This is a genomic window from Pandoraea anapnoica, assembly GCF_902459765.1.
GTDB classification, from domain to species: Bacteria; Pseudomonadota; Gammaproteobacteria; order Burkholderiales; family Burkholderiaceae; genus Pandoraea; species Pandoraea anapnoica.
Genome location: NZ_CABPSP010000010.1, coordinates 192,907 through 217,668 on the forward strand (window position 1 = coordinate 192,907; position 24,762 = coordinate 217,668).

The 24,762-nt window shown below is 63.2% G+C and carries 27 protein-coding genes and 1 tRNA gene; all 28 read left to right on the forward strand.

All coding sequences use genetic code 11. The features are described 5' to 3' along the window. Positions 1–58: 58 nt before the first annotated feature. The 28 genes from PAN31117_RS17185 (at position 59) to sctE (ending at position 24,751) form a co-directional block, all read left to right on the forward strand. A tRNA-Phe gene (locus PAN31117_RS17185) sits at positions 59–134 on the forward strand. Between the two features lie 292 nt (positions 135–426). After that, entirely contained in the window at positions 427–1,167 is a 741-nt protein-coding gene (gene queC / locus PAN31117_RS17190) for a 7-cyano-7-deazaguanine synthase QueC (protein ID WP_150739264.1), read from the forward strand. A 26-nt stretch (positions 1,168–1,193) separates the two neighbouring features. Next, on the forward strand, positions 1,194–1,829 hold the full coding sequence (gene queE, locus PAN31117_RS17195) for a 7-carboxy-7-deazaguanine synthase (RefSeq protein WP_150739265.1): 636 nt from the start codon (positions 1,194–1,196) through the stop codon (positions 1,827–1,829). 12 nt (positions 1,830–1,841) lie between these two features. After that, positions 1,842–2,282, forward strand: a complete 441-nt coding sequence (gene queD / locus PAN31117_RS17200) for a 6-carboxytetrahydropterin synthase QueD (protein WP_411829204.1) — start codon at positions 1,842–1,844, stop codon at positions 2,280–2,282. A 164-nt stretch (positions 2,283–2,446) separates the two neighbouring features. After that, positions 2,447–2,962 (forward strand): hypothetical protein, encoded by a 516-nt coding sequence (locus tag PAN31117_RS17205; protein ID WP_150739266.1) that lies wholly within the window; start codon positions 2,447–2,449, stop codon positions 2,960–2,962. Positions 2,963–3,050: 88 nt separating this feature from the next. After that, on the forward strand, positions 3,051–3,473 hold the full coding sequence (locus PAN31117_RS17210) for a DsrE family protein (protein WP_370855766.1): 423 nt from the start codon (positions 3,051–3,053) through the stop codon (positions 3,471–3,473). Between the two features lie 116 nt (positions 3,474–3,589). Further along, positions 3,590–4,336 (forward strand): tetratricopeptide repeat protein, encoded by a 747-nt coding sequence (locus PAN31117_RS17215; protein ID WP_150739268.1) that lies wholly within the window; start codon positions 3,590–3,592, stop codon positions 4,334–4,336. Positions 4,337–4,509: 173 nt separating this feature from the next. Further along, positions 4,510–5,721, forward strand: coding sequence for a PrgH/EprH family type III secretion apparatus protein (locus PAN31117_RS17220; RefSeq protein WP_150739269.1), 1,212 nt, complete (start codon positions 4,510–4,512; stop codon positions 5,719–5,721). Positions 5,722–5,746: 25 nt separating this feature from the next. Continuing rightward, positions 5,747–6,007 (forward strand): type III secretion system needle filament subunit SctF, encoded by a 261-nt coding sequence (sctF, locus tag PAN31117_RS17225; RefSeq protein ID WP_150739270.1) that lies wholly within the window; start codon positions 5,747–5,749, stop codon positions 6,005–6,007. A 62-nt stretch (positions 6,008–6,069) separates the two neighbouring features. Further along, on the forward strand, positions 6,070–6,372 hold the full coding sequence (sctI, locus tag PAN31117_RS17230) for a type III secretion system inner rod subunit SctI (protein WP_150739271.1): 303 nt from the start codon (positions 6,070–6,072) through the stop codon (positions 6,370–6,372). Next, complete coding sequence (locus PAN31117_RS17235; RefSeq protein WP_150739272.1) at positions 6,372–7,121, forward strand: EscJ/YscJ/HrcJ family type III secretion inner membrane ring protein; 750 nt, start codon at positions 6,372–6,374, stop codon at positions 7,119–7,121. Before sctI ends, PAN31117_RS17235 begins: the two co-directional genes overlap by 1 nt. Continuing rightward, positions 7,118–7,732 carry a type III secretion apparatus protein OrgA/MxiK gene (locus PAN31117_RS17240; protein WP_150739273.1) on the forward strand — a complete coding sequence of 205 codons (615 nt, stop codon included), beginning with the start codon at positions 7,118–7,120 and terminating at the stop codon, positions 7,730–7,732. The genes PAN31117_RS17235 and PAN31117_RS17240 overlap by 4 nt, the downstream gene beginning before the upstream one ends. 10 nt (positions 7,733–7,742) lie before the next feature. Continuing rightward, entirely contained in the window at positions 7,743–8,483 is a 741-nt protein-coding gene (locus tag PAN31117_RS17245; protein WP_150739274.1) for a hypothetical protein, read from the forward strand. Continuing rightward, entirely contained in the window at positions 8,470–8,751 is a 282-nt protein-coding gene (locus PAN31117_RS17250) for a hypothetical protein (RefSeq protein ID WP_150739275.1), read from the forward strand. Before PAN31117_RS17245 ends, PAN31117_RS17250 begins: the two co-directional genes overlap by 14 nt. An 82-nt stretch (positions 8,752–8,833) precedes the next feature. After that, complete coding sequence (locus tag PAN31117_RS17255) at positions 8,834–9,616, forward strand: helix-turn-helix domain-containing protein (protein WP_217429667.1); 783 nt, start codon at positions 8,834–8,836, stop codon at positions 9,614–9,616. Further along, positions 9,613–11,685: a type III secretion system outer membrane ring subunit SctC gene (gene sctC / locus PAN31117_RS17260; protein ID WP_150739276.1), complete on the forward strand. Its 2,073-nt coding sequence runs from the start codon at positions 9,613–9,615 to the stop codon at positions 11,683–11,685. The genes PAN31117_RS17255 and sctC overlap by 4 nt, the downstream gene beginning before the upstream one ends. Next, on the forward strand, positions 11,672–12,817 hold the full coding sequence (locus tag PAN31117_RS17265; protein WP_174991007.1) for an HrpJ domain-containing protein: 1,146 nt from the start codon (positions 11,672–11,674) through the stop codon (positions 12,815–12,817). The genes sctC and PAN31117_RS17265 overlap by 14 nt, the downstream gene beginning before the upstream one ends. Then, positions 12,817–14,934, forward strand: coding sequence for an EscV/YscV/HrcV family type III secretion system export apparatus protein (locus PAN31117_RS17270; RefSeq protein WP_150739278.1), 2,118 nt, complete (start codon positions 12,817–12,819; stop codon positions 14,932–14,934). Before PAN31117_RS17265 ends, PAN31117_RS17270 begins: the two co-directional genes overlap by 1 nt. Before the next feature lie 2 nt (positions 14,935–14,936). Further along, positions 14,937–16,295: a FliI/YscN family ATPase gene (locus PAN31117_RS17275; RefSeq protein ID WP_246189145.1), complete on the forward strand. Its 1,359-nt coding sequence runs from the start codon at positions 14,937–14,939 to the stop codon at positions 16,293–16,295. Next, positions 16,279–16,734, forward strand: a complete 456-nt coding sequence (locus PAN31117_RS17280) for a SpaM family type III secretion system protein (protein ID WP_150739279.1) — start codon at positions 16,279–16,281, stop codon at positions 16,732–16,734. Before PAN31117_RS17275 ends, PAN31117_RS17280 begins: the two co-directional genes overlap by 17 nt. Next, positions 16,722–17,789 (forward strand): SpaN/EivJ family type III secretion system needle length determinant, encoded by a 1,068-nt coding sequence (locus PAN31117_RS17285; protein ID WP_150739280.1) that lies wholly within the window; start codon positions 16,722–16,724, stop codon positions 17,787–17,789. Before PAN31117_RS17280 ends, PAN31117_RS17285 begins: the two co-directional genes overlap by 13 nt. Continuing rightward, positions 17,783–18,754 (forward strand): YscQ/HrcQ family type III secretion apparatus protein, encoded by a 972-nt coding sequence (locus PAN31117_RS17290; RefSeq protein ID WP_150739281.1) that lies wholly within the window; start codon positions 17,783–17,785, stop codon positions 18,752–18,754. The genes PAN31117_RS17285 and PAN31117_RS17290 overlap by 7 nt, the downstream gene beginning before the upstream one ends. After that, positions 18,744–19,388 carry an EscR/YscR/HrcR family type III secretion system export apparatus protein gene (locus PAN31117_RS17295; protein WP_150739282.1) on the forward strand — a complete coding sequence of 215 codons (645 nt, stop codon included), beginning with the start codon at positions 18,744–18,746 and terminating at the stop codon, positions 19,386–19,388. Before PAN31117_RS17290 ends, PAN31117_RS17295 begins: the two co-directional genes overlap by 11 nt. Positions 19,389–19,398: 10 nt before the next feature. Further along, complete coding sequence (locus PAN31117_RS17300; RefSeq protein WP_150739283.1) at positions 19,399–19,662, forward strand: EscS/YscS/HrcS family type III secretion system export apparatus protein; 264 nt, start codon at positions 19,399–19,401, stop codon at positions 19,660–19,662. Position 19,663: 1 nt separating this feature from the next. Next, positions 19,664–20,440, forward strand: a complete 777-nt coding sequence (sctT, locus tag PAN31117_RS17305) for a type III secretion system export apparatus subunit SctT (protein WP_150739284.1) — start codon at positions 19,664–19,666, stop codon at positions 20,438–20,440. A 13-nt stretch (positions 20,441–20,453) separates the two neighbouring features. After that, complete coding sequence (locus PAN31117_RS17310) at positions 20,454–21,617, forward strand: EscU/YscU/HrcU family type III secretion system export apparatus switch protein (RefSeq protein ID WP_150739285.1); 1,164 nt, start codon at positions 20,454–20,456, stop codon at positions 21,615–21,617. 120 nt (positions 21,618–21,737) lie between these two features. Beyond that, positions 21,738–23,003 carry a type III secretion system translocator chaperone SicA gene (gene sicA, locus PAN31117_RS27730; protein WP_281349200.1) on the forward strand — a complete coding sequence of 422 codons (1,266 nt, stop codon included), beginning with the start codon at positions 21,738–21,740 and terminating at the stop codon, positions 23,001–23,003. Then, positions 23,000–24,751 carry a type III secretion system translocon subunit SseC family protein gene (sctE, locus tag PAN31117_RS17320; RefSeq protein ID WP_150739286.1) on the forward strand — a complete coding sequence of 584 codons (1,752 nt, stop codon included), beginning with the start codon at positions 23,000–23,002 and terminating at the stop codon, positions 24,749–24,751. Before sicA ends, sctE begins: the two co-directional genes overlap by 4 nt. The last annotated feature ends 11 nt before the right edge of the window (positions 24,752–24,762 follow it).

Consider the following 24,762-nt stretch of genomic DNA (forward strand, 5'->3'; position numbering starts at 1 on the left):
TTTTTTAGATGAAGGGCTTGCACAAAGCGTATTCGTTCTCTATAATCGCTTTTCTCTTGGCCCGGTAGCTCAGTTGGTAGAGCAGCGGATTGAAAATCCGCGTGTCGTTGGTTCGATTCCGACCCAGGCCACCAAATTCGAAGGGCTTGCGCATATCGCAAGCCCTTTTTGCGTTTGACCGAAAACGCTGCCCGATGATGGGTATAACGGCCCGGCGATAGCTGCGCGGGGCAACGCGGTTCAAAATCGCGTGACAACTCCCGCACGCGGGTTGCCGGAAAGGTCCGGGGACGTTCGAGACTGCGATGTCCGTACGTCCCGAATGTCCGAAAGGTCCGATCTTCGATGGCAGCCGCAAGCGCGTGCCCCGGCCCCCGCTGTCGCGATGCCTCGATGCTCCGACGGCAAGGGCGATACTGCTAGCGCATGATCATGACGACAAGCACCGATTCCGCTCTGGTTCTGTTCTCCGGTGGACAGGATTCGACCACCTGCCTCGCGTGGGCGCTCTCGCGCTACGCGCGCGTTGAGACGCTGGGTTTCGATTACGGCCAGCGCCATAGCGTCGAGCTGGAGTGCCGCACCGACGTGCTGGCCAAGCTCCGCGAACGTTTTCCGCAGTGGGCACCGCGACTGGGCGACGATCACATGATCGACCTGTCGATTCTCGGCCAGATCAGCGAAACCTCGCTCACACGCGAAACCACGATTGCGATGGCGGCGAACAATCTGCCGAATACCTTCGTGCCGGGACGAAATCTGCTGTTTCTGACGATTGGTGCGACCATTGCGTATCGCCGAGGTTTGCGCGTACTCGTTGGCGGCATGTGCGAGACGGATTTCTCGGGCTACCCCGATTGCCGCGACGACACCATGAAGGCGCTTCAGGTCGCGCTCAATCTGGGCATGGACCAGCGCTTCATCGTCGAGACACCGCTGATGTGGATCGACAAGGCCGACACGTGGCAGATGGCGCAGGATCTGGGCGGCGACGTGCTCGTCGAGACCGTGCGCGAAGACACGCACACGTGCTATCTGGGCGAGCGCAGCGTGCTGCACCCGTGGGGCTACGGATGTGGCGAATGCCCGGCGTGTCAGTTGCGCCAGCGCGGCTACGAGCAGTGGCGCGCACGCGATAACCAGAATCAGGGTCGCCAGGCGGTCTGATTCTTCATAGTCGAATCGAGAGCATCATGACGTACGCGGTAAAGGAAATCTTCTACACATTGCAGGGCGAGGGCGCGAACGCCGGACGCCCGGCCGTGTTCTGCCGGTTTGCAGGCTGCAACCTGTGGACTGGGCGCGAAGAGGACCGTGCCGACGCCGTCTGCCAGTTCTGCGATACGGACTTCGTCGGCACCGATGGCGAGAACGGCGGCAAGTACCGCACGCCGGCCGAGCTCGTCGCACAGGTCGTCGCCCTGTGGCCGCAGGACGATCGCGCGCACCGCTTCATCGTGTGCACCGGCGGCGAGCCGCTGCTTCAGCTCGACGCCCCGCTGATCGCTGCGCTGCATGCCGAGGGTTTTCGCATTGCCGTGGAAACCAATGGCACGCAAGCGATTCCGGAAGGTATCGACTGGGTGTGCGTGAGCCCGAAGACCGATGCCGAACTGATCGTCACGCGTGGCGACGAACTAAAGGTTGTGGTGCCGCAGGATCGTCAGCGTCTGGCCGATTACGAAGCGCTCGACTTCACGCACTTCTATCTGCAACCGATGGATGGCCCGTTGCGGGACACGAATACCAAGCTGGCGATCGACTATTGCAAGTCGCACCCGCGCTGGTCGTTGTCGATGCAGACGCACAAATACCTGAATATTCCCTGAGCCGTTGCTGTGATTACGATTACCCGGAAACTCGAATTCGACGCGGGCCACCGCATTCCCGATCACCGAAGCCAGTGCCGCAACCTGCACGGGCATCGCTACGTGCTGGAGATCACGCTCGCGGGCGAAGTGAGCCGTGAGAGCGGTGCGTCCGACAACGGCATGGTGATGGACTTTGCCGACGTGAAGGCGCTCGCTAACGAGCATCTGGTCTCCGTGTGGGACCACGCATTCCTCGTCTATGAAGGCGACACGGCCGTGCGCACGTTCCTTGAGACGATGCCCGACCACAAGACCGTGGTGTTCGATCGCGTGCCGACCGTCGAGAATCTCGCCGCTGCCGCGTTCGACAAGCTGAGCCACGTGTTCGATGCGCATTACGGGCGCGACCTGCGTCTGGTGCGTCTGCGTCTGTACGAGACGCCGAACTGCTGGTCGGAAGTGACCGCCTGAGCCACGGCTTGCGTGAATCTCCGTCACCCTTTTGGGATGACGCCCGACCTGTCACAGAACCGATACTTCACTCGCAATCGCGACGGCTGCCGGTGAAGGCATGACCGAAAGTGCAAACCCGCCAGATCACGAATCTGGCGGGTTTTTCATTTTTGGGAGAAGTTATGGCAAGAATTTCAGGAGCTGCCAGTTACGTCGCACTGGAGCCGGAGACGGGGGTACAGCTATATTCGGTTCGCCGCCTCGATTTGGATGGCGACATGGCGTCGCTCCACCGGGCGGCGAACCGATTGCAGGGGGTGGCGATGCCTGCGTCGGCATCGAGTGCGGTACGTCCCGGATACGACGCGTTTCGCATGGATATCACTGGCGTAGGTCCGATCCACGACGGCCGGGACGATGCACTGAGGCCACCGCGCTACACCGCCGTGGAGCCGAGCGGCCCGGAAGCGCAGAGCGACCCGCTTGCGCAAGCTGGACCTTCGTACGACGATCCGCCGCCGCCGTATGCATTGCCCGGGCAACTGCCTGAGGTGCTACCGCCCAGCCCGCCGCCTGCCTACTCGGCAGAGGATGCCTGGCTCAGCCACTTTGTCGGGCCGTCTGCGCCTCCACCGGACGAAGAACGGTCCGCCATCTCCCGCTATCTCGACGCAGGTTATCCGCGCTCCGACGTGTGACATCGCGCTATGATGCAGCTGGTTACACGTAACTCGCATCCATAACGTCAATCGCCAACACCCGATATCGCGAAGGGGGACTCTCATGATCAAGACACTGCTGCGCAGCCTGCTGACCGCATTCCTGTTCACTGTTTTTGCTGTACCGGCCACCTCGGCATTTGCGGAAGACAAGGTCGTGTATCACATCAACGATGCCGAGCATCAGGCACTCGCAGGCTTGCGCAACATCCGCAACCAACTGGACACGGTGCCGGACACCAAGATCGTGGTCGTTGCGCATTCGCAGGGCGTCGATTTCCTGATGGAGAGTTACAAGGATGCGGCGACCGTCGGGCCGCTGATCTCGGCGCTGCACGCGCGCGGCGTCAAGTTTGAGGTGTGCGAAATCACGCTCAAGCAGCGCAATCTGAAGAAGGACCAGTTCGTGCTGGACGCGGACTTCACGCCGTCCGGCGTGGTCGAACTGACGCGCTTGCAGCAAAAGGGATATTCCTACATCAAGCCGTAAGTGCCTGAGTGCCCAAGTGCGAAAGCGCGACAGCGATCTCGCCCCGAAGCCCCGGTTCAAGCCGGGGCTTTTTGTTTGGCGCACAATAGGCGTACGTCCGTTCCCGGAGGTGTGCCATGACCCGTGCCGTCCCGACGTCGTTCGCCCTGCGCCGCGTGTTTGCCGGTGCTGTCGTTGTGCTTGCAGGCGTTGCCTGCGCCCCGGTCCCCTACGCGGTCGCTGCCGCCCAGGCACCGGCGCAGGCCCTGACCGATCAGGCCGTGCATCAATACGAGGCGGGTCAGCAGACGCAGGCGCTCGATGCATTTCGCCGCGCAGCCGAACAGGGCAATCGCCTTGCACAATTCGACTACGCGATGATGCTGCTCAACGGCGAGGGGGGGACGGCCGACCCCAACGGGGCCGTGCAATGGCTGGAACGGGCGGCCAACGCGGGCATGACGCAGGCGCAATACGTCTACGGCAAGATGTTCGACGACGGCTACGTCGTGAACAAATCGATTCCTCAAGCCAACCTCTGGTATGAGAAAGCCGCGAAGCAGGGCCACGTGCAGGCGCAGGCGGCCATTGCCAACGAGTACTTCATCGGGCGGGGCGTGCCCAAAGACTACAAGACCGCGTTCACCTGGTACGAAAAAGCGGCGCGCGGCGGCGACCTGCCGTCGCAATACATCGTGGCGAGCTATTACGAGCGTGGCTACGGCGTTGTGACGCCCGATCCCGAGCGCGCACGCCTGTGGTACGAGAAGGCCGCTGCACAGGGCGACGTTGCCGCTCAGGGCAAGCTTGACGCCATGAATCGCGAACGCCCGCAACGCCCATCACTCGTTCAGCCCACTCAGCCCTTGCCAGCCGCGCGATAGCGCAGCGGATTTTTGAAGTCCTGATCACGCATCTCCCGGATGCGAAGAATCCCATCATGAATCGCTGATCCCAGGTCGTTATTCTCAGCCTCAACGAATTCATTGTTGAGGAGCGCGAACGACGAACACCGCCGACGTCGACTGACAGTCCGGTATCGCTTGCTCGCGAAGAGATGATGGAATCAGACCTCCGACCCGACGAGATCGAGGGCCTCCCCCAAGGGGCGGTGCTGCGGCTGCTGAGCGGCCCGATGCGCGGCTGCGAGTTTGCGCTGCCGCCCGGTGTGACGCTTTTCGTCATTGGCCCCAGCGATCCTGCTTTCGATCGCGGCTGGCAGACGGAAATGCCACCCAACGCCATCTATGTGCCGATGGACGGAGAAGGCGGCGACAACTTCGAAGTGCTGGTCGACGACGCCGGACGCGAGGGACTGTTCGTGCGCACGCTCAACGAAGGTGCCGGTGTGGAAGTCGCCATCGACGCCTCGCAGATCGCCCGCATCGGCGATGTTCGCGTGGGCGTGAAACGTGTCGACGCAGCGTGGTCCGACGAGGTACAGCGCAGCTTGTGCGCTCAGGCGCGGCTCGACGACGGGGTGAACCCGGCGCGTGTGCGCCGCCGCTGGCAGCAGGCGTTCTGGTCGTGCGCCGTCGTCGTGCTGCTCGTCGCAAGCGCGTTCTTCTACTGGCACTCGGAGCCGCAACGTCAGGCGCAGAGCGTGTCGGAATATCTCGAATCGCTCGGTGGTCGCGCGACCGTGCTGCCCGGCAACGATGATCATCTCTACGTGCTTACGGAAGACGGCGATGCGCGTAACGCATTGGCGCGCGCGCTCGGCGCAGAGGTCATGAAGCGGGAAAAGCTGGTGCTCGTCGCACTCGACGAGGAGAACGCGCGCATCACGCAGTGGATCGATACATCGCGCACCGAGGTGCTGTATTTCAAGCTCTCGCTCGACGACCCGGCCGTGCCTGAGCTATGGATCAATCGCAAGCAGAAGGGGCTGTCCGACGTGGAGATGGCGCAGTTCCGCCAGGCGCTGCTGGAGCGCATTCCCTATGCCCATCGCGTGAATATCACGCTGCATGACGAAACCGAAGCAAACGGCGAAGCCGAGGACGCGCTCAAACGTCAGATGGTCCCGTTCCTGCGCACCGATACCCCGGAAGGCGTGACGTTCCACATCAGCACGGAACTCGACGATGTCCAACTGCGCCGTCTCTATGGCTTTATGCAGACATTCGAGAAACGGTGGGGAAAGCGTCTGGTGCACTTCAACGTCGACTTGCGCGACGACTGGACGGCAAAGCAATCGTATGCGTACGGTCCGACCGCCTATGTGAAAGACGGACCGCATCAGTGGCGATTTATTAACCGGCAGTGATGCCGCACAGGAGCTTGGCACAACCATGATTGACAGCATTCCGGGAATCAGAAGTGAGGAACTGACCTACCTCGAACAGACGTCGAAGGGATTCGACGGACCGACGGCTGACTTGAAGCGGCGTATGGACGAGGCGCTCGATAAAATCAAGAGCAGGCCGACCGAATCGGAGGGCATGGCTGAATTTCAGGCGGCCATGGCTGCCTATACGACGATGCGTGCAGCGCAGTCCGGCACCGTCAAGACGCTGAAGGACGCGGTGCAAGGGGTCATCTCCAAGTACTGATGCACGACCATCGCGTGCTATCGAATGCTCATGCATTCACCGACATATCGAACGAGGCTGCCATGCTATTTGATCCTTCGCTGTTATCGGTCCGGTCGCTGGACCCAGACGCATCGGTGCCTGCGACCGATCTCGCTGCAGGCCAGACGCTGGAGTCGCGTTTCATGAACGCGGTGGCCAATCTGTCCGCTGGTTTCGAAGCGGACCGTGCAGGCATCGCGGCGGCTGCGTCACGCTTCGATCCCAGTAATCCGGAGAGCGGGATGGACTTGCAGAATCGGCTGGCCGTGTACGGGATCGATGTCGGCATGGCGAGTTCGCTCGCGCGTAAATCGGTGGCGGCCGTCGAGGCGCTGCTTCGGTAATGTGTCGCTACGTCTTTCTCCTCGTTGCCGTGCTGGCACTCACGGGATGCCGCAAAGCCGAGACGCTGCTCAGTGCGCTCGACCAGCAGCAGGCCAATGAAGTGGCGGCCGTGTTGCTGCGTCACGACATCGCGACGCAGAAGACCGACGGGGGAAAGGCGGGCTACTCGATTTCGGTCGACGCCGCCGATTTTCCGCAAGCGGTGGACTGGCTCAAGACGTACGACTTGCCGTCGCGTCCCCGTATGGAAATCGCCCAGATGTTCCCGCCCGATTCGCTCGTGGCGTCGCCCCGCGCCGAGCGGGCGCGCCTGTACTCCGCAATCGAGCAGCGACTGGAGCAGTCCGTCCGATTGATGAGCGGCGTACTCGCGGCACGCGTGCATGTGAGTTATGACGTGGACGCGCAGGCTGGCAACGCGCCGATGTCCGGTCCGCATATTTCTGCTGTCGTCGTGTATCGGAACGACTTCGATGCAACGGCGCTGATCAACGACATCCGGCGATTTCTCAAGAATAGTTTCGACGATGTGCGCTACGAGAATATCTCCGTTGTGCTCTCGCGGCAGCCGGTCTCGCTCAGTGCGGGCCCGTCGTTGCCCGTCGAGAAGCGAACGAACGAAGGCCGCCCGCTCTGGCCGCTCCTGGGGGGCGGCGTGCTGGCTTGCGCGGTTCTCGCTGCGGCGCTGAGAGCGCGCCTGAGGTGGCCGCGACGCAGTGACGTCGCGCAAGTGCCGGAGGCCCGATGATGGCCTTGTACCCGACACCCGACCTGCATGAGTCGCCGAGTCCGATTGCCGTGTGCTGGCGCACGATGATGTTCGACCCGGTGTCGTACATCCATCCGGTGCGCTTTACTTATCCGACGCAGTTCTCGTCGCCGCGTCAGCGGGCCGTGATCAACGAAATGCTCATCGCCGGATTTCGTCTCGACCGTCACTGGCCGTTCGATCAGATCGGTATCGTCGAGCGGCCCTGGGTACTTAACTGGCGATTGTTGCCGCAGGTGGCTTATCTGATGGGATGTCAGGTGCACAAGGCGAGTCTGTGCCGTCGCGCCGCGCTGCTCCGATTACCCCGGTGGGCCTATGCGTATGCCCGGTTGCCGGTGCTCGATGCGGTGCCGTGCGCCGTGGCGGCGCCGCCGTCGCAAAGCGAATTGCTGTGCGAAGGGTTTGTGCGGCTCATGGCGCTGAGTGCGTCGCTTCGCGAACCGCTTCGTCAGCGTTTGCCATTGCTGTTTCCCCCTCTCGATTCCTGCGCCGCCGACATGCCCGACGCGCGCGACGTTCGACTCTTTGTGACGGCTCTGCAATATGCCAAGAAGCATCCCCATTCCCCCCCAGACACGCGTCATTGACGGTGTTGTCGTGAGCCGCGGCGAATTGGTTCGCGGGACTCGAACCGAGCGCGTCGACGGCGACATTCGTCGTTGGGCGAAGCGGCGTGTCGCCGAGTCGCAGCGCGCGATGGAGAAGGAACGAGCGCGTGCGATGCACGCCGGGTATCGCGACGGTATGGCCGTGGCCCTCGAAGACGTGGTGGCGCATCTGATGCGCACCGAGCAGATGTGCCTGCGCTGGCGCGGCGAAATGATCGAACAGGTGCGCGGCTTGTTGACATGCGCGTCGCGTCATCCGGAGGCGTTGCTCTGCGCGCTCGACGACGCGCTACGCGCCTTCGCAGGCGTGCCGTCCGACGTGCCGGTGACGATCGTGTTGCCCGTGCGGCTCAAGGCGCGCCGTGACGGCATTCGTGCACGGGTGGAAGCCGCGTGCGAAGCACCGCTCAAGCTTGAATTCAGAACGACGGACGAGCGCATCTCCGTGCACCGGGGAAGCACCGTGATCGAGTACGACCCGGACGACTACGTCGCGCGGGCTGGGGCGGCGCTGGACATCGATCCGAACGCATCGAAGGCGGACCTGCACGCGATGCTCGCGCCCGCGCTCAGGTCGCTCGGTGAGCGCGTCGCTGCACTGGCGAAGGACCAGGCTCAGACGGAATGGATCGCGAACGTGGACCTCGACTTCGACGCAGCCCGAGGTCCCGCAATCGCCTCGGCTGCAGGGCGCTTCGCTACGACAGGTGACGACGATGAACACCATTGAAGGCGTATCAACGATCTCGCCGACGCCCGCAGACGACGGCAATGCGCCGACGCCGATGTCGCTCGCCGAACGCGTGCGCGGCGTGCAAGGGGCGCCGCAGGGGCAGCCACCCGTGCCGGACATCGATTCGCCGGTGCCCGAGCCGTCGCCCGACGACGACAAGGATGAGGAGCTGTCAGACATATGGCGAGCGTTGTTCGTGCGTCAGCTATGGCTGGCTTCGTTCGAAGGAAGTCAGGAGCGATATGAGGAAATTGGCGACGTGTGACGCGCCGGCGGCGCATGCCACGGAATCGTGAAACGGAAGATCCGTCGGGCTTCGACGGGAAGTGAGGTGGTCGATGAGAAGCATGAAGATCATGGAAGAAGCGCAAGCGCTGTGCGAAAACCAATCGTACGCGCTGGCATGCGGCGGCGTGTGGTTCGTGTGTTCGCCGCCGTCCACCCGAAGCCTGTTGCTGGAGCTCCAACCGACCGGCAACGTGGGGTCGACGCGACTGGAGCTGAGTCCCGGGTATTGCGGATTGCTGATGCACGGCAAAGGCACGCTGCTGGTCAGAGGCGGCACGCTTCACTGCCAGCGGTTGCATTGCAACGTGCTGGTCAAGCTGCTGGCGTTCATGGACGAAGCACACGCGATGGGCAACGACTCGGACGACCACTACCGGCGCTGCGCCGTGCCCGCGCTACATCGGGTGCCGGTCGAGGCGCCGTGGGCCGACCGTCGGCAGTGCGAGTTGTGGTTCCTGAGTCAGATGGCTGCACCGGGCGAGGGTTTTCGCACGATGCTCGACGTACTGCGCCGTTGCGAATCGTACGACCTGATCCGCTTTCTGCTGACGCGCGCACCCGCCGGTGGCACGTTGCGTCATATGTGCACGAAGTACGGCGTGTCGTACTCGCACTTCCGGCGACTGTGCCGGGGCGCATTGGGGGAATCCGCCAAGATCGCGTTGCGCGATTGGCGCATGGCGCGCTCGATGCTTGAAGTCGCGCAGGGGAACGACAGCTTCACGGAAATCGCGCTGCGCAACGGCTATGCCTCGTCGTCGCATTTCTCCACGGAGATCAAGGAACTGATCGGGATGTCGCCGACCAGTGCCGCCGGTGCGTTGCGAACGTTGTCTCGATGAAGAAGATGCACTACGTCGTCTGCGCGATGCTCGCCGCAGGCGCTTCGAACGTTGCCGTCGCCTCGTGGGCGATGGCGTTGTCCTCGGCCGGCGCGCTCGAGGGGGCTTCGCCAGCGTCGGCGCCCCGGGCAGTGATCGAGCCGCAAGCGCAGGCGCTACCGCAGGCGCTAGAACCCGTGCATGAGCGTGCGTCCAGGCCTGAGCAGGCGGTGCAGGATGTGCAAGCCGTCGCTCCCGTGCCGACACAGGCGAGGCAGGGGCTCGGCGCATCGGGTGGCTACGTGGCACGCAACGACAACCTGCGCGTATTCTTCGCGGCGCTGTCACCGTATCTCGGCCGTCCGCTCATCGTCAGCAATCTTGCGGCGAAGAAGCAGATTTCCGGCGATTTCGACATGAGCAACGCGCGTGCGCTGTTGGAATCGATGGCGAACCGGCTGGGTCTCATCTGGTATCACGACGGGCAGTCGATCTTCATCTACGACGCGTCCGAGATCCGCAATGCAACCGTCTCCATGACGCATACGAATCTATCCGATCTCGTGTCGTATCTGCGGGGTGCAGGGCTTTACGACCGGCGCTACCCGATACGCGGCGAGGCGAGCCGCAAAGTGTTCTACGTTTCCGGTCCTCCGGTCTATGTCGATCTCGTGCTCGCGGCGTCGCGCTCGATCGATCGCACGACGGTCAACGACGTCCCAGCGGCCGGACCTGACCGGATCGGCGTGGTGCGCATGGAAAACGGCTTCGTGTCCGATCGCACCTATCAGATGCGCGACGAGAAGATCGTCATCCCCGGGATGGAGTCCGTGATCAAGGAGCTGGTGGAGACCGCGCGGGGTGGCGCGGGTAGTCTGGGCGGCCTGTTGCCGCCGTCGACGCAGTTACCCCTCTCGCCTCAGGACGCACGGGGCGTTCCCGCACCGCTATTGCCTCCGGGGCCTAAAGCCGACACAGCCCTCCCGCCCGCAGCGCTCAATGCCGCGCCGCCGCTCGTGCCCCCTACGCGCCCCGGCAGCATTGGCGAGGGCGGGCGCGGCCAGCTCATCGTGCAGGCGTATCCGGCGGGCAATAGCCTGCTGGTGCGCGGCACGGCCGAACAGGTCGAGCGCATCGAGCGTCTTGTCTCGCGCCTCGATGCGCCGCGTCGCCATATCGAGTTGTCGCTATGGATCATCGATGTGCGCAAGGAAGCGCTCGATTCGCTCGGTGTGGACTGGTCGGGTGGCGTCTCCATCGGGTCTCACGTGGGCGTGCTGCTCAACACGACGGCACCGGTCAGTACGCTCGACGGCGTGCGCTTTCTGGCGAAGATTCAGGCGATTGCCTCGCGTGGACTGGCGACCGTGGTGTCGCGTCCCGTGATCCTGACGCAGGAGAACATCCCCGCGATGTTCGACGGTAGCCAGACGTTCTACGTGCCGCTCGAAGGCGAGCGCACCACGGACCTGCGCAGTGTGACCTACGGGACGATGATCAGCGTCTGGCCGCGCTTTGCCGGGCTCGACGAAATCGAAATGACGCTCAACATCGAAGACGGCACGAGTGCGCCCAGCAAGCCGAGCGATGCCGAGAGCAAATACACCGTGCTGCCGACGGTATCCCGTACGCGCATCAGCACCATCGCGCGCGTGCCGCAGGGCAAGAGCCTGCTCATCGGCGGCTATACACGAGACGGCGGCGACACCGTCGAGAAGAAAATCCCGCTGCTCGGCGACATTCCGTGGATCGGCCGCGCGTTTCGCTATACCAGTACGGCACAGAACAACGAGGTGCGCGTCTTTCTGATTCAACCACGCGAGATCGACGGCCCGCTTCAGCGCGACGCCAGCGATATCGCGGGCGACACCGTGGCCACGTTGCCTTATCCCGTCGACGGGGTGTCGAAGGGCGTTCGCGCAACGACCGGGCTCGATCCGGCCCGGGCAGACCCGGCCGCCCATGCCGCCGAGGCACGCGAAGCGTCGGGCGCATCCCCTTACCAATCACCGTCGGACGCGAGTGCCGAACAGCACCTGCGCGACGAGTCCGTCATTCCTAACACGGGAGCCGACCGTGGCCAGTCTTGATGCTATTCGACCGTTGTCGTCGTCAATCTCGCAGACCTCCGCCACGTCGCCGGGGCGACAACGGGCGACGCGCTCGCACGACGATGACGACGGCCCCCAGCGGATTCTCCCGGGTGGCCCGGTCGCCGATATCCGAAAGACGCTGGAGTCGGCCGAGGAAATGTCGTCCGTCATGGCGCAGTTCCGGCTGCGCACGACGCGCAAGGAAGAAAACCGCGGCATGGCGCAGAGCTACGACTACATCCTCGAAGAGGACGCGCCGAACAAGATTCTGGCGATTCTCGGCGCGTCGTGGATCTCGGCCGAAGGATTGAACCGACTGCTGAAGGAAGCCTTCGACGACGTCACCGACCGATGGCTCGCCCTTCAGGCGCTCGACACGCAGCGTGAATCGCTCGGCAGCACACAACAGCAAGCACTGAGTGAGGCGATTCAGCTTGCGCAGGACGCGCCTCGCAAGGAAATCCGTGAGCGCAAGGCGGGCATTCATTGCGCGATCAAAGCACGCCTGAGCGCAAAACAGATGCCGCTTGAGTTTGGGCCGCGTATGTTGCGCGCGGCATATCGTGAGTTTCTGATCAACGACGCGCAGACGCCCGACATCGATATCTACCAGTCGTGGATTTCCCGATTCGGTTATACGCGACGCGAGCAGGTGCTCAATTTCATCGAAGAGACATTTGTCGACGACATGCGCTCACTCGACCCGAGCAGCACGGAGGCGGAGGCACTTTCACCGACGCAGCGCCTTAACGTCCTGAAGCGCTTGCGCTCGTGCGAGCGCACGTTCGTGCAACGGGTCAGCACCAGTCCGTTTGCCGAACCCTTCAATTCCAACGAAGAAGACTGGCTGCATTTCGTGCTCGCGATCCTGACCGACCCCCGTGCGCTCGACGAATGCATGAGCGCAGTTGCGGGCCCCGCCGCACTGTTACAGGACAACGGCGCACATGGCCGACTGATCGGACTGCTGTACCGGGCTTGCTGCGACTTGCCGGGTGAACCGTTGCAGACGCAGGAGGCGCGCGACGTGCTGCTCGACGGCTTGCGCGATCTTGCCGAAGCGGCTTACCGCGGTGAGCGCAGCGACCGTGCGTCCGACCCCGTGTCGCGACATCGCCGGAGCGCGTGATGCCCGCAGCGTTACTGAACGAACTGCGGGGTCGTCCCGAGGTCGTCATTCTGATTCTGATGTCGTGCGTGATCGCCATGCTGGTGATTCCGTTGCCGACCTATCTGGTCGACTTTCTCATCGGCGTGAACATTGCGATTTCCGTGTTGCTTTTCCTCGGCGCGTTTCACATCGAGCGGATTCTGAACTTCTCGTCGTTTCCTTCGATGCTGCTCATCACGACGCTGTTTCGGCTGGCGCTGTCGATCAGCACCACGCGCCTGATTCTCATCGATGCCGACGCGGGAAAAATCATCGATTCATTCGGACAGTTCGTCATCGGCGACAGTCTGGCGGTGGGGTTCGTGGTGTTTGCCATCGTCACGATCGTGCAGTTCATCGTGATCGCGAAGGGCTCCGAGCGCGTGGCCGAAGTCGCTGCCCGTTTTTCGCTCGACGGCATGCCGGGAAAACAGATGAGTATCGATGCCGACGTGAAGGCGGGCACTCTCGATAACGACGGTGCGCGCGAGCGTCGCAGTGTGCTGGAGCGCGAGAGTCAGTTGTACGGATCGTTCGACGGGGCGATGAAATTCGTCAAGGGTGACGCGATCGCGGGCATCGTCATCATCTTCGTCAATCTGATCGGCGGCATTATCGTGGGCATGACGCAGCGCGGCATGGAGTTGGGCGGTGCGCTGGAGACCTATACCACGCTGACCATCGGCGACGGTCTCGTCGCGCAGATTCCGGCGCTGCTCATCTCGGTGTCGGCGGGTTTCGTCGTCACGCGTGTGAACGGCGAAGCCGACAACATGGGACGCACGATCGTCAGCCAGTTGATGGGCAACCGCTTCGTGCTGGGTGCAACAGCGCTCCTCACGCTGATCATCGGCACGCTGCCGGGATTTCCGTTTCCGACCTTTTCTCTGCTGGCTTGCCTGCTGGCGCTGGCCTGCTACTTCGCAAAGCCGGACGCGGCCAGGCATTCGGGCAACGCGGCCAAGGCGGGGAAGAGCGACAAGAGCGACAAGAGCGGCAAGCCGGGCGATGGTGCCGCAGGCAAGGCGGGCAAGCCAGGGAAGGCGCGTCCCAATGCGAAAGCGGACAGCTCGCTCATGTCGATCGACAACCTCGACAGTGTTGCGCCGTCGACAGCGCCGCTGGCCATCGTGATTCCGTCGGCGGAACTGCCGTCGTTCGAAGCGGCTGGCTTCACGGAGCGGGTGCGCAGCCAGTTCTTCACCGACTTCGGGGTGCATCTGCCGGAGGTCCTTTTGCAGGGATCGGCATCACTCGCCGAATCGCGTGCTGCCGTCTACATCAACGAAGTGCGCGCCGACGAGTTCGTCATCTTCTACGATCGCGTGCGCGTGGACGCCTACACCGGCGAAATCGCGGCCCTGCAATACGACCCGGTCTTCTCCGGCCCCGAGCGCGGCCGCTGCGCGTGGGTGACGCCGGCGCAGGGCGAGGCGCTCGCTGCGATGCGACATCTCACGCACCCGCCGGCCGACGAGCTGTATCAGGGGATGGCCGTCCTGCTCACGCGACACGTGAACGAGTTCTTCGGCATTCAGGAGACGAAGAAGATGCTCGATCTGGTCGAGCAGCATTACCCGGATCTGGTCAAGGAGGTGCTGCGGCACGTGGCATTACAGCGGGTCTCCGAGATTCTGCAACGTCTGGTCATGGAGCGGATCTCCGTTCGCAACATGAAGCTCGTGATGGAAGTCCTTGCCATGTGGGCCCCGCGTGAGAAGGATGTGCTGAATCTCGTCGAGCACGTGCGCGGCGCGCTGGGCCGCTACATCTGCAACAAGTTCCTGCGCAGCGGTGAGTTGCGCGTCGTCATGCTCTCCGCGGAGATCGAGGAGAGTGTGCGCCGCTCGATCCGGCAGACGGCCGGTGGCGCGTTCGTCAATATGGATCCGAAAGACGCCGAAGCGCTGCTCGACCGCGTAGCACTCGCGCTCGACGCGTCCGGGCGGCCCCACAAGGACCTGGTGCTGCTGGCGTCGGTCGACGTGCGACGCTTCGTGAAGAAGCTGGCGGAAACGCGCTTTCGCGATCTGGAAGTGTTGTCGTTCGGTGAGCTGGTCGACGGCGTGTCCGTCAACGTCATCAGCACGATCTGAGCATGCCGATGCCCACCATGACGCAAACACCGACTCAAGTGCCCATCCAAATGCCGACCCGGGGCAGCCCGTCGTTCGTCCGGCATCTCTCGCTGATTTCGCGCATCGCCGGACACACGGCCGAGGCGCACATCCCGGGGGTGACCATCGGTGAGATTTGCGATATCCGCCGCACGTGGCGTGATGCGCACGTCGTGGGGCAGGCGCAGGTGATCGCGGTGCACGACGAACGCGCCATTCTCAGCCTGTTCGCCGCCACACAAGGGTTGTCCTGCGATTCGGCGGTGCTGCCCACGGGGCGTCAGGCGTCGTGCCGCCCGCATGAGGCCTGGCGCGGGGCCGTGCTCGACGCCGGTGGCGGTATCGTGGACCGCATCGACGGGCAGCCGCTGGCGCCGGTGCGTGCGGGGGCGACGGAGCGCGCGCTGCTGGCCCCGGCGTTGCCCTATCTCGAACGCGTGGGCGTCGATAGCGCCTTGCATACGGGGCTGCGCGCCATCGATGCGCTGATGCCCTGTGGCGTGGGGCAGCGTGTCGGTATCTTCGCGCCCGCGGGGTGCGGCAAGACGTCGTTCATGAACGCGTTGCTGGCCGGCGTGGAGGTCGACACGACGGTGATTGCGCTGATCGGCGAGCGGGGGCGCGAGGTGGTGGAGATTGTCGAAGCGCTGAGAGCGTCGCCGGGCGCGCAGCGCTGCGTCGTGATCTTCGCAACGTCGGACGCCCCTGCCGTCACGCGCCGCAACGCGGCGCTGCTGGCGACCACGGCCGCCGAACACTTTCGCGATCAAGGCCAGCGCGTGGCGCTGTTCGTCGACTCGCTGACCCGCTACGTGCGCGCGTGCCGCGATCTGGCACTGGCGACCGGCGAGCTGCCCATGCGCGCGGGCGTGCCAGCATCGGTCTACACGAGCCTGCCGCAATTGCTGGAGCGCGCAGGGGCATCCACACGCGGCAGCATCAGCGCCTTCTACACCGTGTTGCTGGAAGACGACGAGATGCCGGACCCCATGGCCGAAGAGATTCGCTCGATTCTCGACGGGCACATCCATCTGAGTGCCCAACTGGCGCACCGGAACCACTATCCGGCCATCGACGTGCTACGCAGCGTGAGCCGTGTCGCCACGCGCGTTGCGCCACCCGACCAGATGCGCACGGCGGGCGAACTGCGGGCATGGCTCGCACGTCTCGAATCGTTGCAGACGTTGGTGGACCTCGGTGAATACCGGCCCGGCGTGAATGCTCAGGACGACCGCGCGATGGAGGCGAAGCCGTACATCGAAGCTTTCCTGAAGCAAGGGGCGCACGAATGGTCGTCCGCCGAAGAGACGCTGAGGAGGTTGCATGAAATCGTGGGGTGACGCACGACGACTCTATCGCGGTGCACTGCAGATCAAGGAGATTCAGGAGCGCGAGCTGCGCAACATCTCGTTCAGGGACGCCGATCTCATCAGACAGTCCGACGAGATCGCGGCACAACGCGACGCAATTCTCGCGTTGATCGCTTCGTCGAAGCCGTCGCAGCTGGAATCGGATATCACTGGACTGCGTGGCGGCATGCGCGTCACGGGGCTGTTGCGTCAGCAGGTGCGCGATCTCGATGTGAAGCTCGCGACGCTGGCCGAATCGCGTGAGCAGTTGGAGACCGACCGCGAACTGACCGAGAACGAGCGGCGGCGATGGTGGCGCAAGGAGACAAAGTACACACGTCTGGCGAAGACATTGCGTAGCGACGCCCGCAAACGTCAGGCGTATGTGGAATGTAGCGAACTTGAGGAACATCAGTCATGGCGCAGGTAAGCGTGGCAGGAACGGCCGAGGTATTGGCAAGTCCGGACGAGACCGGGCGACAACAGGCAAGCGACAAAACGATGGCGCAGCGTGTGGAAGAGGCGCTGCGCAGGCGCGCCTCCGAGCATCGGAGTGCGCACGACACGCCGAGTGCTGCGCCGCTTTGGTTCTGGTCGATGCCGATGGATCGCTCGCCGCCGCTGCAGCTCGACGCGGTGTCTGGGGGCTCGACATCATCGGGCGAAGGCGTCTCGTCAACTCAGCAAGCGCGCACAACGTCTGCCGACAACAGGGATGCGACTGATCCGTCGACGCGCGACAACGGCGCACGTAAGGCGCTTGTCGAGTTGCTCCGGGCGAACCGACTCGTGGGTGATGGCCCGACACGATCTGTCGCTGGCAAGCGCACCGACGCGTCGCTCGTCGCCGGTACACCTCAAGTCGATGCCGACAGTGCTTCGGTGCAACGTCGCGACGCGCGGTTGACGACGACCGGCGGTGTTGGCGATACCGGTGATACCGGAGAGTCGACCACCGCGAGCGTGGACGATCGCGCCATGACGGTGTCGGGCGTCGCGTTGGAATCCGGGGCGGAAGCTGGCGCACGTCACGACTCACGCGAGCGGTCGCATCGGGGGGAGGGGGGCGCCAGTGCGCCGGGCACTTCGACCCCACAGGTCACGCAAGGGCATGCCCTCGCGCTACAACCGGGCGCACGTCGATTCGCTGCGCCGGTGCCGCACAAACCCATGGCGCCGCGTGCACCGGTGGACTCGTTACCCAGCGATGCCGCACGTCGGTCGATCACCGGTGGCGACGGCATGCGCTACGCATTCGGGAGTTGGGGCAAAGGGCACTTCGTCAACGTGCAGGTCGTGCAAGTGAACGGACGGCGAGGCTTCGTGCTCGGCGCATCGGACGCCATGGTCCAGCGGCGGTTGTCGGCCGCGCTGCCGGGGGCGACGTCTTCCCCGGACGAAGGTTCGGCGCGCCGCGTGGGTGTGCGAGCCATCGAGGCCGTCGAAAAATTGGACAGCACAAACGATGAGGACGCCGGATGTTGAAACTTCGGCGCATCGACGAAGGACTGTCGCGGCTCACTCTGGCGGCGGACGTCTGGCAAGCGCGGGGCTGGTCGGCATCGCTCGAATATCTGCCACGCATGGGGTCGTGGATTCGCGTGCAGGACACAGCGCATACGTGGCAAGGGTGGGTGGAGCCCGGCATGTGGCTCGAAGGTGCTGCGCATGAGTTGGCCTCGCTCGCGTGCTGCGCGGATTCCGAGCAACTGGCGGCGCGGTTGTTCACGGTGACGGCAAACCCGTTGCATCTGCCGATGCCCGAGCTGCGTTATGACGTGCTCGACGTCGGTGCGCCGATCGACGGCGCGGCGCTACCCGAAGCGATGCTGCTCAAAGTGCGGGCGGCGGAGTGCCCCGTATGGCTCGCGCGGGTGCCCGAGGTACGGGGCACGATGCCGCTCGACGTGAGTGGCGTGCGCTTCTCGCTCGATGTGGAGATCGGTCGCAGTCCGGCCCGGCTGTCGACGCTGCGCAGCATTCATCGCGGCGATGTCCTGATCATCCGCGACGTGAGGCGTCGGCTGAGTTGCGCGGGAAGTGTGATCGGCGGTTATCAACAGGAGGAGGGGAGCGCGATGCTGGAAACCTATTTGCATGACGAGATCGAGGAGACGATGCCCGAGCGTTCGCGGGACGGCGACGACTTCGGCGGGATGGCAGCAACCTCGGGTGGGGCGACGTCGCTGGCTCAGTTGCCTGTCGAATTGGTGTTCGTGCTGCAACGCGAGCGCATGACGCTTGCCGAACTGGAGCAACTCGGCCGCACGCGCGTGCTTGCGTTGCAGCCGGGCGCCGAGCAGCACGTCGAGGTGCGCGCCAACGGCACGTTGCTCGCGCGTGGCGAACTCGTGCAACTCGACGGACGGCTGGGCGTCGAGATATTCGAGTGGCTGATGGAGACGGATGACGCGCAGAGGGAAGCAAAGGGACCGGATCATGTGGAGTGATGTGCCGGCGATTGCGGTACTGAGTTTCTTCACGCTGCTACCGTTTCTGGTGGCGTCGGGTACCTGCTTCGTCAAGTTTTCCATTGTGTTCGTGATGGTGCGCAACGCGCTCGGGTTGCAACAGGTGCCGAGCAATATGACGCTTAACGGTGTAGCGTTGCTGATCTCGGTTTTCGTGATGCTGCCGGTGACAACGGCGGTGCTCGACGCGTATCAGGCGAACCCCGTCAACTTTGCCGATCCGAATTCGGTGCGTCGCTTTCTCGACGACGGACTCGCGCCCTATCGCGATTACCTGCTCAAGTATGCAGACCCGCAGTTGACGCAGTTCTTCGCGCGTCAGGAAGTGACCCGCGACGGCGCCAGCGTACCGCTCGACGCCACCGCACCGTCCATCTTCGCGCTGCTCCCGGCGTATGCGCTCACCGAAATCAAGAGCGCGTTCACTATCGGCTTTTACCTGTATCTGCCGTTCATGGTCGTCGATCTGGTGGTCTCCAGCGTGCTGCTCTCGCTAGGCATGATGATGATGAGCCCGGTGACGATCTCTGTGCCGATCAAGCTCATTCTCTTTGTGGCGATGGACGGATGGTCGCTGTTGTCGCAAGGCCTGGTCAACCAGTATCTGCAATAGGGAGCGCGCCATGGATAACTTGATTTATGCGGGCAACCGCGCGCTTTACCTGGTGCTGATTCTGTCGGCTGGTCCTGTCGCGGTGGCCACGCTCGTCGGTGTGATCGTCGGCTTGCTCCAGACGGTCACACAGGTGCAGGAGCAGACGCTGCCGTTCGGCCTGAAGCTGCTCGCTGTCTCGCTGAGTTTGTTTCTGCTCGCCGACTGGTTCGGCGAGACGCTGGTGGGCTACGGCGCGACCATGCTGAAACTGGCCGTGACGGGCAAAGCCTGACATGGATGTGTCGCTCGTTTTCGCGCATCACGACGGCATTCTGGCGGTCGCGATGGCGTATGCGCGTGTCGCACCGTCGGTGTTCTTGCTGCCGATCCTCAACGGGAATGTGTTATCGGGCGTCGTGCGCACGACCGTCTCCATGTGGATGGCCGTGGGTGTCTGGCCTTACGCCTATGGGACACCTCTCCCACTTGATGGCTTCGTATGGGCGCTACTGCTGCGCGAGGCGGCGCTGGGGCTGGTGATCGCGGTGGCCGTGGCACTGCCGTTCTGGGTGTTCCACGCGCTGGGTGCGTACATCGACAACCAGCGCGGCGCCACGCTCAGCAGCGTGATCGATCCGGCGAACGGCATCGACACGTCGGAACTCGCCGGGTTCTTCCAGTGGTTCGGGGCGGTGATCTATCTGCAACTGGGCGGCATGACGTTACTGCTCGAAGTGCTGGCACGCAGTTACCGCGTGTGCGAGCCATTCGGGCAGTGCACGATCTCGGTTGCGCGCATTCACGAATTCCTCGACGTGCTGGTCAGTCACGCGATTGCGCTATCGGCGCCGGTGGTCGCCGCGCTGTTCCTGTCCGAGCTGGTGCTGGGGCTGTTGTCGCGCTTCGCACCGCAGGTCAATGCATTTGCACTGTCGCTAACGATCAAAAGCTTCATCGCGTTTGCCATCTTGCTGATCTACTTCTCCGCGACGTTGCCGGACGCGCTCGTGTCGATGTTCGTGCGTCCCGACGACGTGGTGCGCTGGCTCGCGCCGGCCGCAGGACCGTAGACGTAAGCGCGGTATGGGCGAGAAAACCGAGAAGCCGACACGCAAGCGGCTAAAGGACGCGGCGAAGAAGGGGCAGGCGTTCAAAAGCAAAGAACTGACGATGGTCACGCTGGTGTTCGTCGGCCTGATCTTCGTGCTGTCGAGCGATCCGCTGGTGTGGCTGATGCAGGAGTACAGGCAGGTGCTGGCGAATGGCGAATTCGCCGATCCGCAGGCCTTCGCCGTCAGACTGTTCAAGCATGGCTTGCAGATGTTCATGCCGGTGCTGCTCGTGTGCGTTGTGGCGGCCGTGTTGCCAGCCTTGCTGCAGACCGGCTTCGCGTGGGCGAGCGAAGCGATCAAGCTGAATCTCGGTGCACTCAATCCGATGGCGGGCACCAAGCGCATCTTCAGCTTGCGCACGCTCAAGGATTCGCTCAAGGCGGTGCTCTATCTGCTTAGCTTCGGTGCCATCGTCGTGGTGCTGTGGTCGAGCGCCAAGGGGTTACTGTTCGCGCAGATTTACATGAGTCCGGCGGGTGTGGGCGCGGCGTGGGCCGAATTGGTGCGTAAGCTGATCTGGATCTCGCTCGCGTGTGTCGTACCCATCGCCGTGCTCGACGCGATGGTCGAGTTCTGGTTGTTCATGCGTGAGCAGCGCATGGAGCGCCATGAAGTCAAGCGAGAGCAAAAGGATACCGACGGCAATCCCGAAATCAAGCGACAGCGTCGGACGCTGCACAACGAGCTGCTGTCCGAGGCGGTGAAGTCCGACGTGCGCGACTCGCGTCTGATCATTGCGAATCCCACACATATCGCCGTGGGCATCTATTTCCGTCCCGATGTCATCCCGCTGCCGTTCATTTCCGTCATGGAAACGAATGCACGCGCCCTCGCGGTGCGCAAATACGCAGAGTCGCAGGGTATCCCCGTGATCGGTGATATCGCGCTAGCACGGCGTCTTTATCGGACGCACCGTCGTCATACCTTCGTGGCGCTCGAAGAACTCGACGCAATCATGCGGCTGCTCATCTGGCTGGAAGACGTCGAACGAGCAGGCATGCATGACGACGAGGTCGATGACGAGAACGACCACCTCGGCGAAAGCGAAGCGAGCGATAGCGCCGACGGCACGGCGACTCAGCAGGGTTTGCAGGGGACTGTCGAAAACCCAAACGTTAGTCCCCGTATTCAATAGAACGCTTTTTGGAAGTCTCCCAAGGAACGCGTTGCTTAAATGATAGCTATCGGGATGCAGTTATGAGACGACGAGCCACACATTGCGGCCCCCTGATTATTTGAAACCCCAGGAGGAAAGATGGTGCGCGAGGACATGTGTCATCTCTCGATGCTGCGCAACGCGGGCACGTTTGCGAGTTTTGCCGAACCGGAGGGGGCATCCCCGAACCGGGAGTGCCTGCGCGCACTGGCGTGCGATGCCCTCGCAGGATTGCGACAGTCCTTACGCGCCGGTGCGCGCGAAGCGGCTTGTGCACCTGCGATCGACCTTCCGACCGAACAAGTGCTGTTCCCCGGCGTATTGCCGACGCGAGCGAAAGCGGAGGTGAGCCACCGGCTGGCTCGCGTGAGACTGAGCGACGCAGCGCGCCGCATTGTTGCTGCATATGGCCGCGCTCAGACGGCCTTCGAGCGAAGTCAGGCACAGGCGATGAGCGCAGATGTGGCGGTGGCCGAAGCACAGGTCGTGCTCGATGTTTTGTCGCCGCACGATCCGCAGTACGCCCGTGCAAGCCACAAGCGTCAGACCGCGCTTGCGCAGGCGAGGGCAGCGGCTGCACAGGCAGACCGATGTTATCGATGGGTGCGCGAGAGCGGTATCGAATCATGGATTCGGTACTTGGCGCGATTGCCGGATTTTTCACAGATGAGCGAGATGCGGCAGGACAGCGAACCTGTCGGGAAGCGTAGCCGCAGCGATTTTCGCTCGCTTCGGGCACGCGCCCCGTCGGGAGGTCGGCGCACCGCTGGCCCCCGACTCGCATTTATTCCAGCCGCCCGGCTGGCAGACAGAAGATCGACCCGTTTTCGGGGATCGGAAGGAGGTAATTCGATGACACAAGCGGCAATGCAAGCAGAGATGGACGAAGGGCGCGTCACGAGCGCGATCTGGGACGCTGTCGTCGCCGGCGCAAGCCTCAAGGACATCCACGGCATTCCAAGCGAGACCATGGACGGCCTGTACGCACACGCCTACGACTTCTACAGCAATGGTCAGCTAGCGCAGGCCGAAGCCTTCTTCCGCTTCCTCTGCATCTACGACTTCTACAACCCCGAATACATCGTCGGACTGGCGGCGGTGTGTCAGCTCAAGGAGGAATACCAGAAGGCGGTCGATCTGTACGCGATGGCGTTCGCGGTCGGCAAGAACGATTACCGTCCGGTGTTTTACGCGGGTCAGTGCCAGATGATGATGCGCAATACGCCGCTCGCGCGCGAATGCTTCGGGCTGGTATGCGAGAGCAGTAGCGATGCCGATCTGCGCACGAAGGCCAAAGCCTATCTCGACGCCATCGGCGCGGATGACATCAAGGAAAAGGCACCTGGCGCCAAGGAGGCGGCATGACTACGATCACCGCCGCTTTGCCCGGATTCGTGCCGCTTTCGGACGGTTCGAACGATATTGACGGTCCCGTGGCAGGTAAAGGCCTCGACGGTGTGGAAAAGCCGGTGTCGGACATCCGGGCGGGCATGCAGGCCGTCATCCGGCAGATGATCGAGAACATGACGTCGACGCAGACGTCAACGGGCGAAATGCCGAAGCCGGATGCCGATGCCCCCGCCCTCAAACCGCCGTTCGGCGATGCACGCACGAGCCTGACGTATCTGCTGGGTCGCCTGACCGAGTTGTTCGGCAATTCGTCGTTGACGGATCTTCAGAATCGTCTCAAGCAGACGCAACTGGAAGCGGCTTCGCGTCAGGCAATGGCCGAGCAAAGTCAGGCCGAGTTCGATCAGGCGGTGGCCGACGCAGCGAACGCGCTGGCCGCGCTCGACCAGGCCATCCAGAGCCTCGCCGATGCCGAGCAGGCACTGGCAAATGCGCAGGACACGCTCGCCAGAGCGAAGGCTGCACTCGACGGCGCGACGCCGGGCACGCCCGAATACGATGCGGCCGCGCAGGCATACGAGGCAGCGAAGTCGGGCTACGACGCTGCGAAAGGCAAGCACGACGATGCGAAGCACGAAGCGACGCAAGCCTTCGACGCCGCCAAGGCGGCGACGAGCAAGGCGGACGACATTTTGGGCAAGTTTCTTGGCAATCAATTGCCGGGAGCACTCAACAATGCATCCACCGAAAAGAACGGCGAGAACATGGATGAGCTGATCTTGCTGATGGCGAAACTCGCAAAGTTGCTCGGCGACAGCGCGAACGATGCCATTCAGGAAGACATGAAGTTCTTCGAGGCGATTCGCAAGGCGAGACAGGCCGATCTCGTCAAACAGAACGAGGAGTACGAAGCCAAAGTCAAGCAAGCCCAGAAGCTGAGCAAGATCTTCGGCATTTTCGGCAAGATTCTGGGGGCCGTGCTGGCAGTCGTCGGTGTCGTCGGCGCGGTATTTACCGGGGGGCTGAGCACCACGATGACGGTGGTCGGCGTCGCGTTGCTGGCCGATTCGGTCATGGGTGCTGCAACGGGATTCTCGCTCGTCGGTGAGGCAATCAAGCCGGTGATGACCCACGTCATTCAACCGCTGGCCTCCGAGATCGGCAAGTTCGTCGGGTCGATGCTCGAGGAGCTGGGCGTGGGCAAAGACACCGCGGAAATGATCGGCAACATCGTCGGGGTGGTGGCTGCCGCGGTGGTCACGATCGCTTTCATCGCCGTGACGGTCGTGGCGGGCGGTGCTGCGGCGGCGACCAATTTCGGCAAGATGCTTAGCTCCCTTGTGGGCGACTTCGTGAAAAAGCTGGTGCCCGACATGCTGCGCGAGGCGGGCAAGGCCGGCGCGAAGATGGTTGCTCAGGGCATGTCTTCGGCGGCTTCGCGACTGGGTGTCAAGGAGGGCAATGAGCAAATGCTCGCCAACACGCTCAGAAGCGTTGTGACGTTCGGGGAGCTTGCCCTGGGCGGTACGCAGGCCGCAGGCAACGCGGCGACTGGAACGTATCAGAAGCAGGCCACCGACGTCATGGCCGACATGATGGTCGCGCAAGACACGCTGGACAAGATCACGGACTCGGTGAAGCAGTCGGCGGACCGCTTCGGTGCCGCCCAGAATGTCGTGTCCGCGATCATTTCACAGATGTCCGACGCGGCCAAAGTCCAACAAGAAGCGCGAAAGTTTGTGCTCAACAACGTACGTGCTTGAGTGAAAGGAGA

What these genes read in the sequence shown, in the direction of transcription:
- queC (WP_150739264.1), top strand. Translation starts at nt 427, where the DNA reads ATGATCATGACGACAAGCACCGATTCCGCTCTGGTTCTGTTCTCCGGT.
- queE (WP_150739265.1), top strand. Translation starts at nt 1,194, where the DNA reads ATGACGTACGCGGTAAAGGAAATCTTCTACACATTGCAGGGCGAGGGC.
- PAN31117_RS17205 (WP_150739266.1), top strand. Translation starts at nt 2,447, where the DNA reads ATGGCAAGAATTTCAGGAGCTGCCAGTTACGTCGCACTGGAGCCGGAG.
- PAN31117_RS17215 (WP_150739268.1), top strand. Translation starts at nt 3,590, where the DNA reads ATGACCCGTGCCGTCCCGACGTCGTTCGCCCTGCGCCGCGTGTTTGCC.
- PAN31117_RS17220 (WP_150739269.1), top strand. Translation starts at nt 4,510, where the DNA reads ATGATGGAATCAGACCTCCGACCCGACGAGATCGAGGGCCTCCCCCAA.
- sctF (WP_150739270.1), top strand. Translation starts at nt 5,747, where the DNA reads ATGATTGACAGCATTCCGGGAATCAGAAGTGAGGAACTGACCTACCTC.
- sctI (WP_150739271.1), top strand. Translation starts at nt 6,070, where the DNA reads ATGCTATTTGATCCTTCGCTGTTATCGGTCCGGTCGCTGGACCCAGAC.
- PAN31117_RS17235 (WP_150739272.1), top strand. Translation starts at nt 6,372, where the DNA reads ATGTGTCGCTACGTCTTTCTCCTCGTTGCCGTGCTGGCACTCACGGGA.
- PAN31117_RS17240 (WP_150739273.1), top strand. Translation starts at nt 7,118, where the DNA reads ATGATGGCCTTGTACCCGACACCCGACCTGCATGAGTCGCCGAGTCCG.
- PAN31117_RS17250 (WP_150739275.1), top strand. Translation starts at nt 8,470, where the DNA reads ATGAACACCATTGAAGGCGTATCAACGATCTCGCCGACGCCCGCAGAC.
- PAN31117_RS17255 (WP_217429667.1), top strand. Translation starts at nt 8,834, where the DNA reads ATGAAGATCATGGAAGAAGCGCAAGCGCTGTGCGAAAACCAATCGTAC.
- sctC (WP_150739276.1), top strand. Translation starts at nt 9,613, where the DNA reads ATGAAGAAGATGCACTACGTCGTCTGCGCGATGCTCGCCGCAGGCGCT.
- PAN31117_RS17270 (WP_150739278.1), top strand. Translation starts at nt 12,817, where the DNA reads ATGCCCGCAGCGTTACTGAACGAACTGCGGGGTCGTCCCGAGGTCGTC.
- PAN31117_RS17275 (WP_246189145.1), top strand. Translation starts at nt 14,937, where the DNA reads ATGCCGATGCCCACCATGACGCAAACACCGACTCAAGTGCCCATCCAA.
- PAN31117_RS17280 (WP_150739279.1), top strand. Translation starts at nt 16,279, where the DNA reads ATGAAATCGTGGGGTGACGCACGACGACTCTATCGCGGTGCACTGCAG.
- PAN31117_RS17285 (WP_150739280.1), top strand. Translation starts at nt 16,722, where the DNA reads ATGGCGCAGGTAAGCGTGGCAGGAACGGCCGAGGTATTGGCAAGTCCG.
- PAN31117_RS17290 (WP_150739281.1), top strand. Translation starts at nt 17,783, where the DNA reads ATGTTGAAACTTCGGCGCATCGACGAAGGACTGTCGCGGCTCACTCTG.
- PAN31117_RS17295 (WP_150739282.1), top strand. Translation starts at nt 18,744, where the DNA reads ATGTGGAGTGATGTGCCGGCGATTGCGGTACTGAGTTTCTTCACGCTG.
- PAN31117_RS17300 (WP_150739283.1), top strand. Translation starts at nt 19,399, where the DNA reads ATGGATAACTTGATTTATGCGGGCAACCGCGCGCTTTACCTGGTGCTG.
- sctT (WP_150739284.1), top strand. Translation starts at nt 19,664, where the DNA reads ATGGATGTGTCGCTCGTTTTCGCGCATCACGACGGCATTCTGGCGGTC.
- PAN31117_RS17310 (WP_150739285.1), top strand. Translation starts at nt 20,454, where the DNA reads ATGGGCGAGAAAACCGAGAAGCCGACACGCAAGCGGCTAAAGGACGCG.
- sicA (WP_281349200.1), top strand. Translation starts at nt 21,738, where the DNA reads ATGGTGCGCGAGGACATGTGTCATCTCTCGATGCTGCGCAACGCGGGC.
- sctE (WP_150739286.1), top strand. Translation starts at nt 23,000, where the DNA reads ATGACTACGATCACCGCCGCTTTGCCCGGATTCGTGCCGCTTTCGGAC.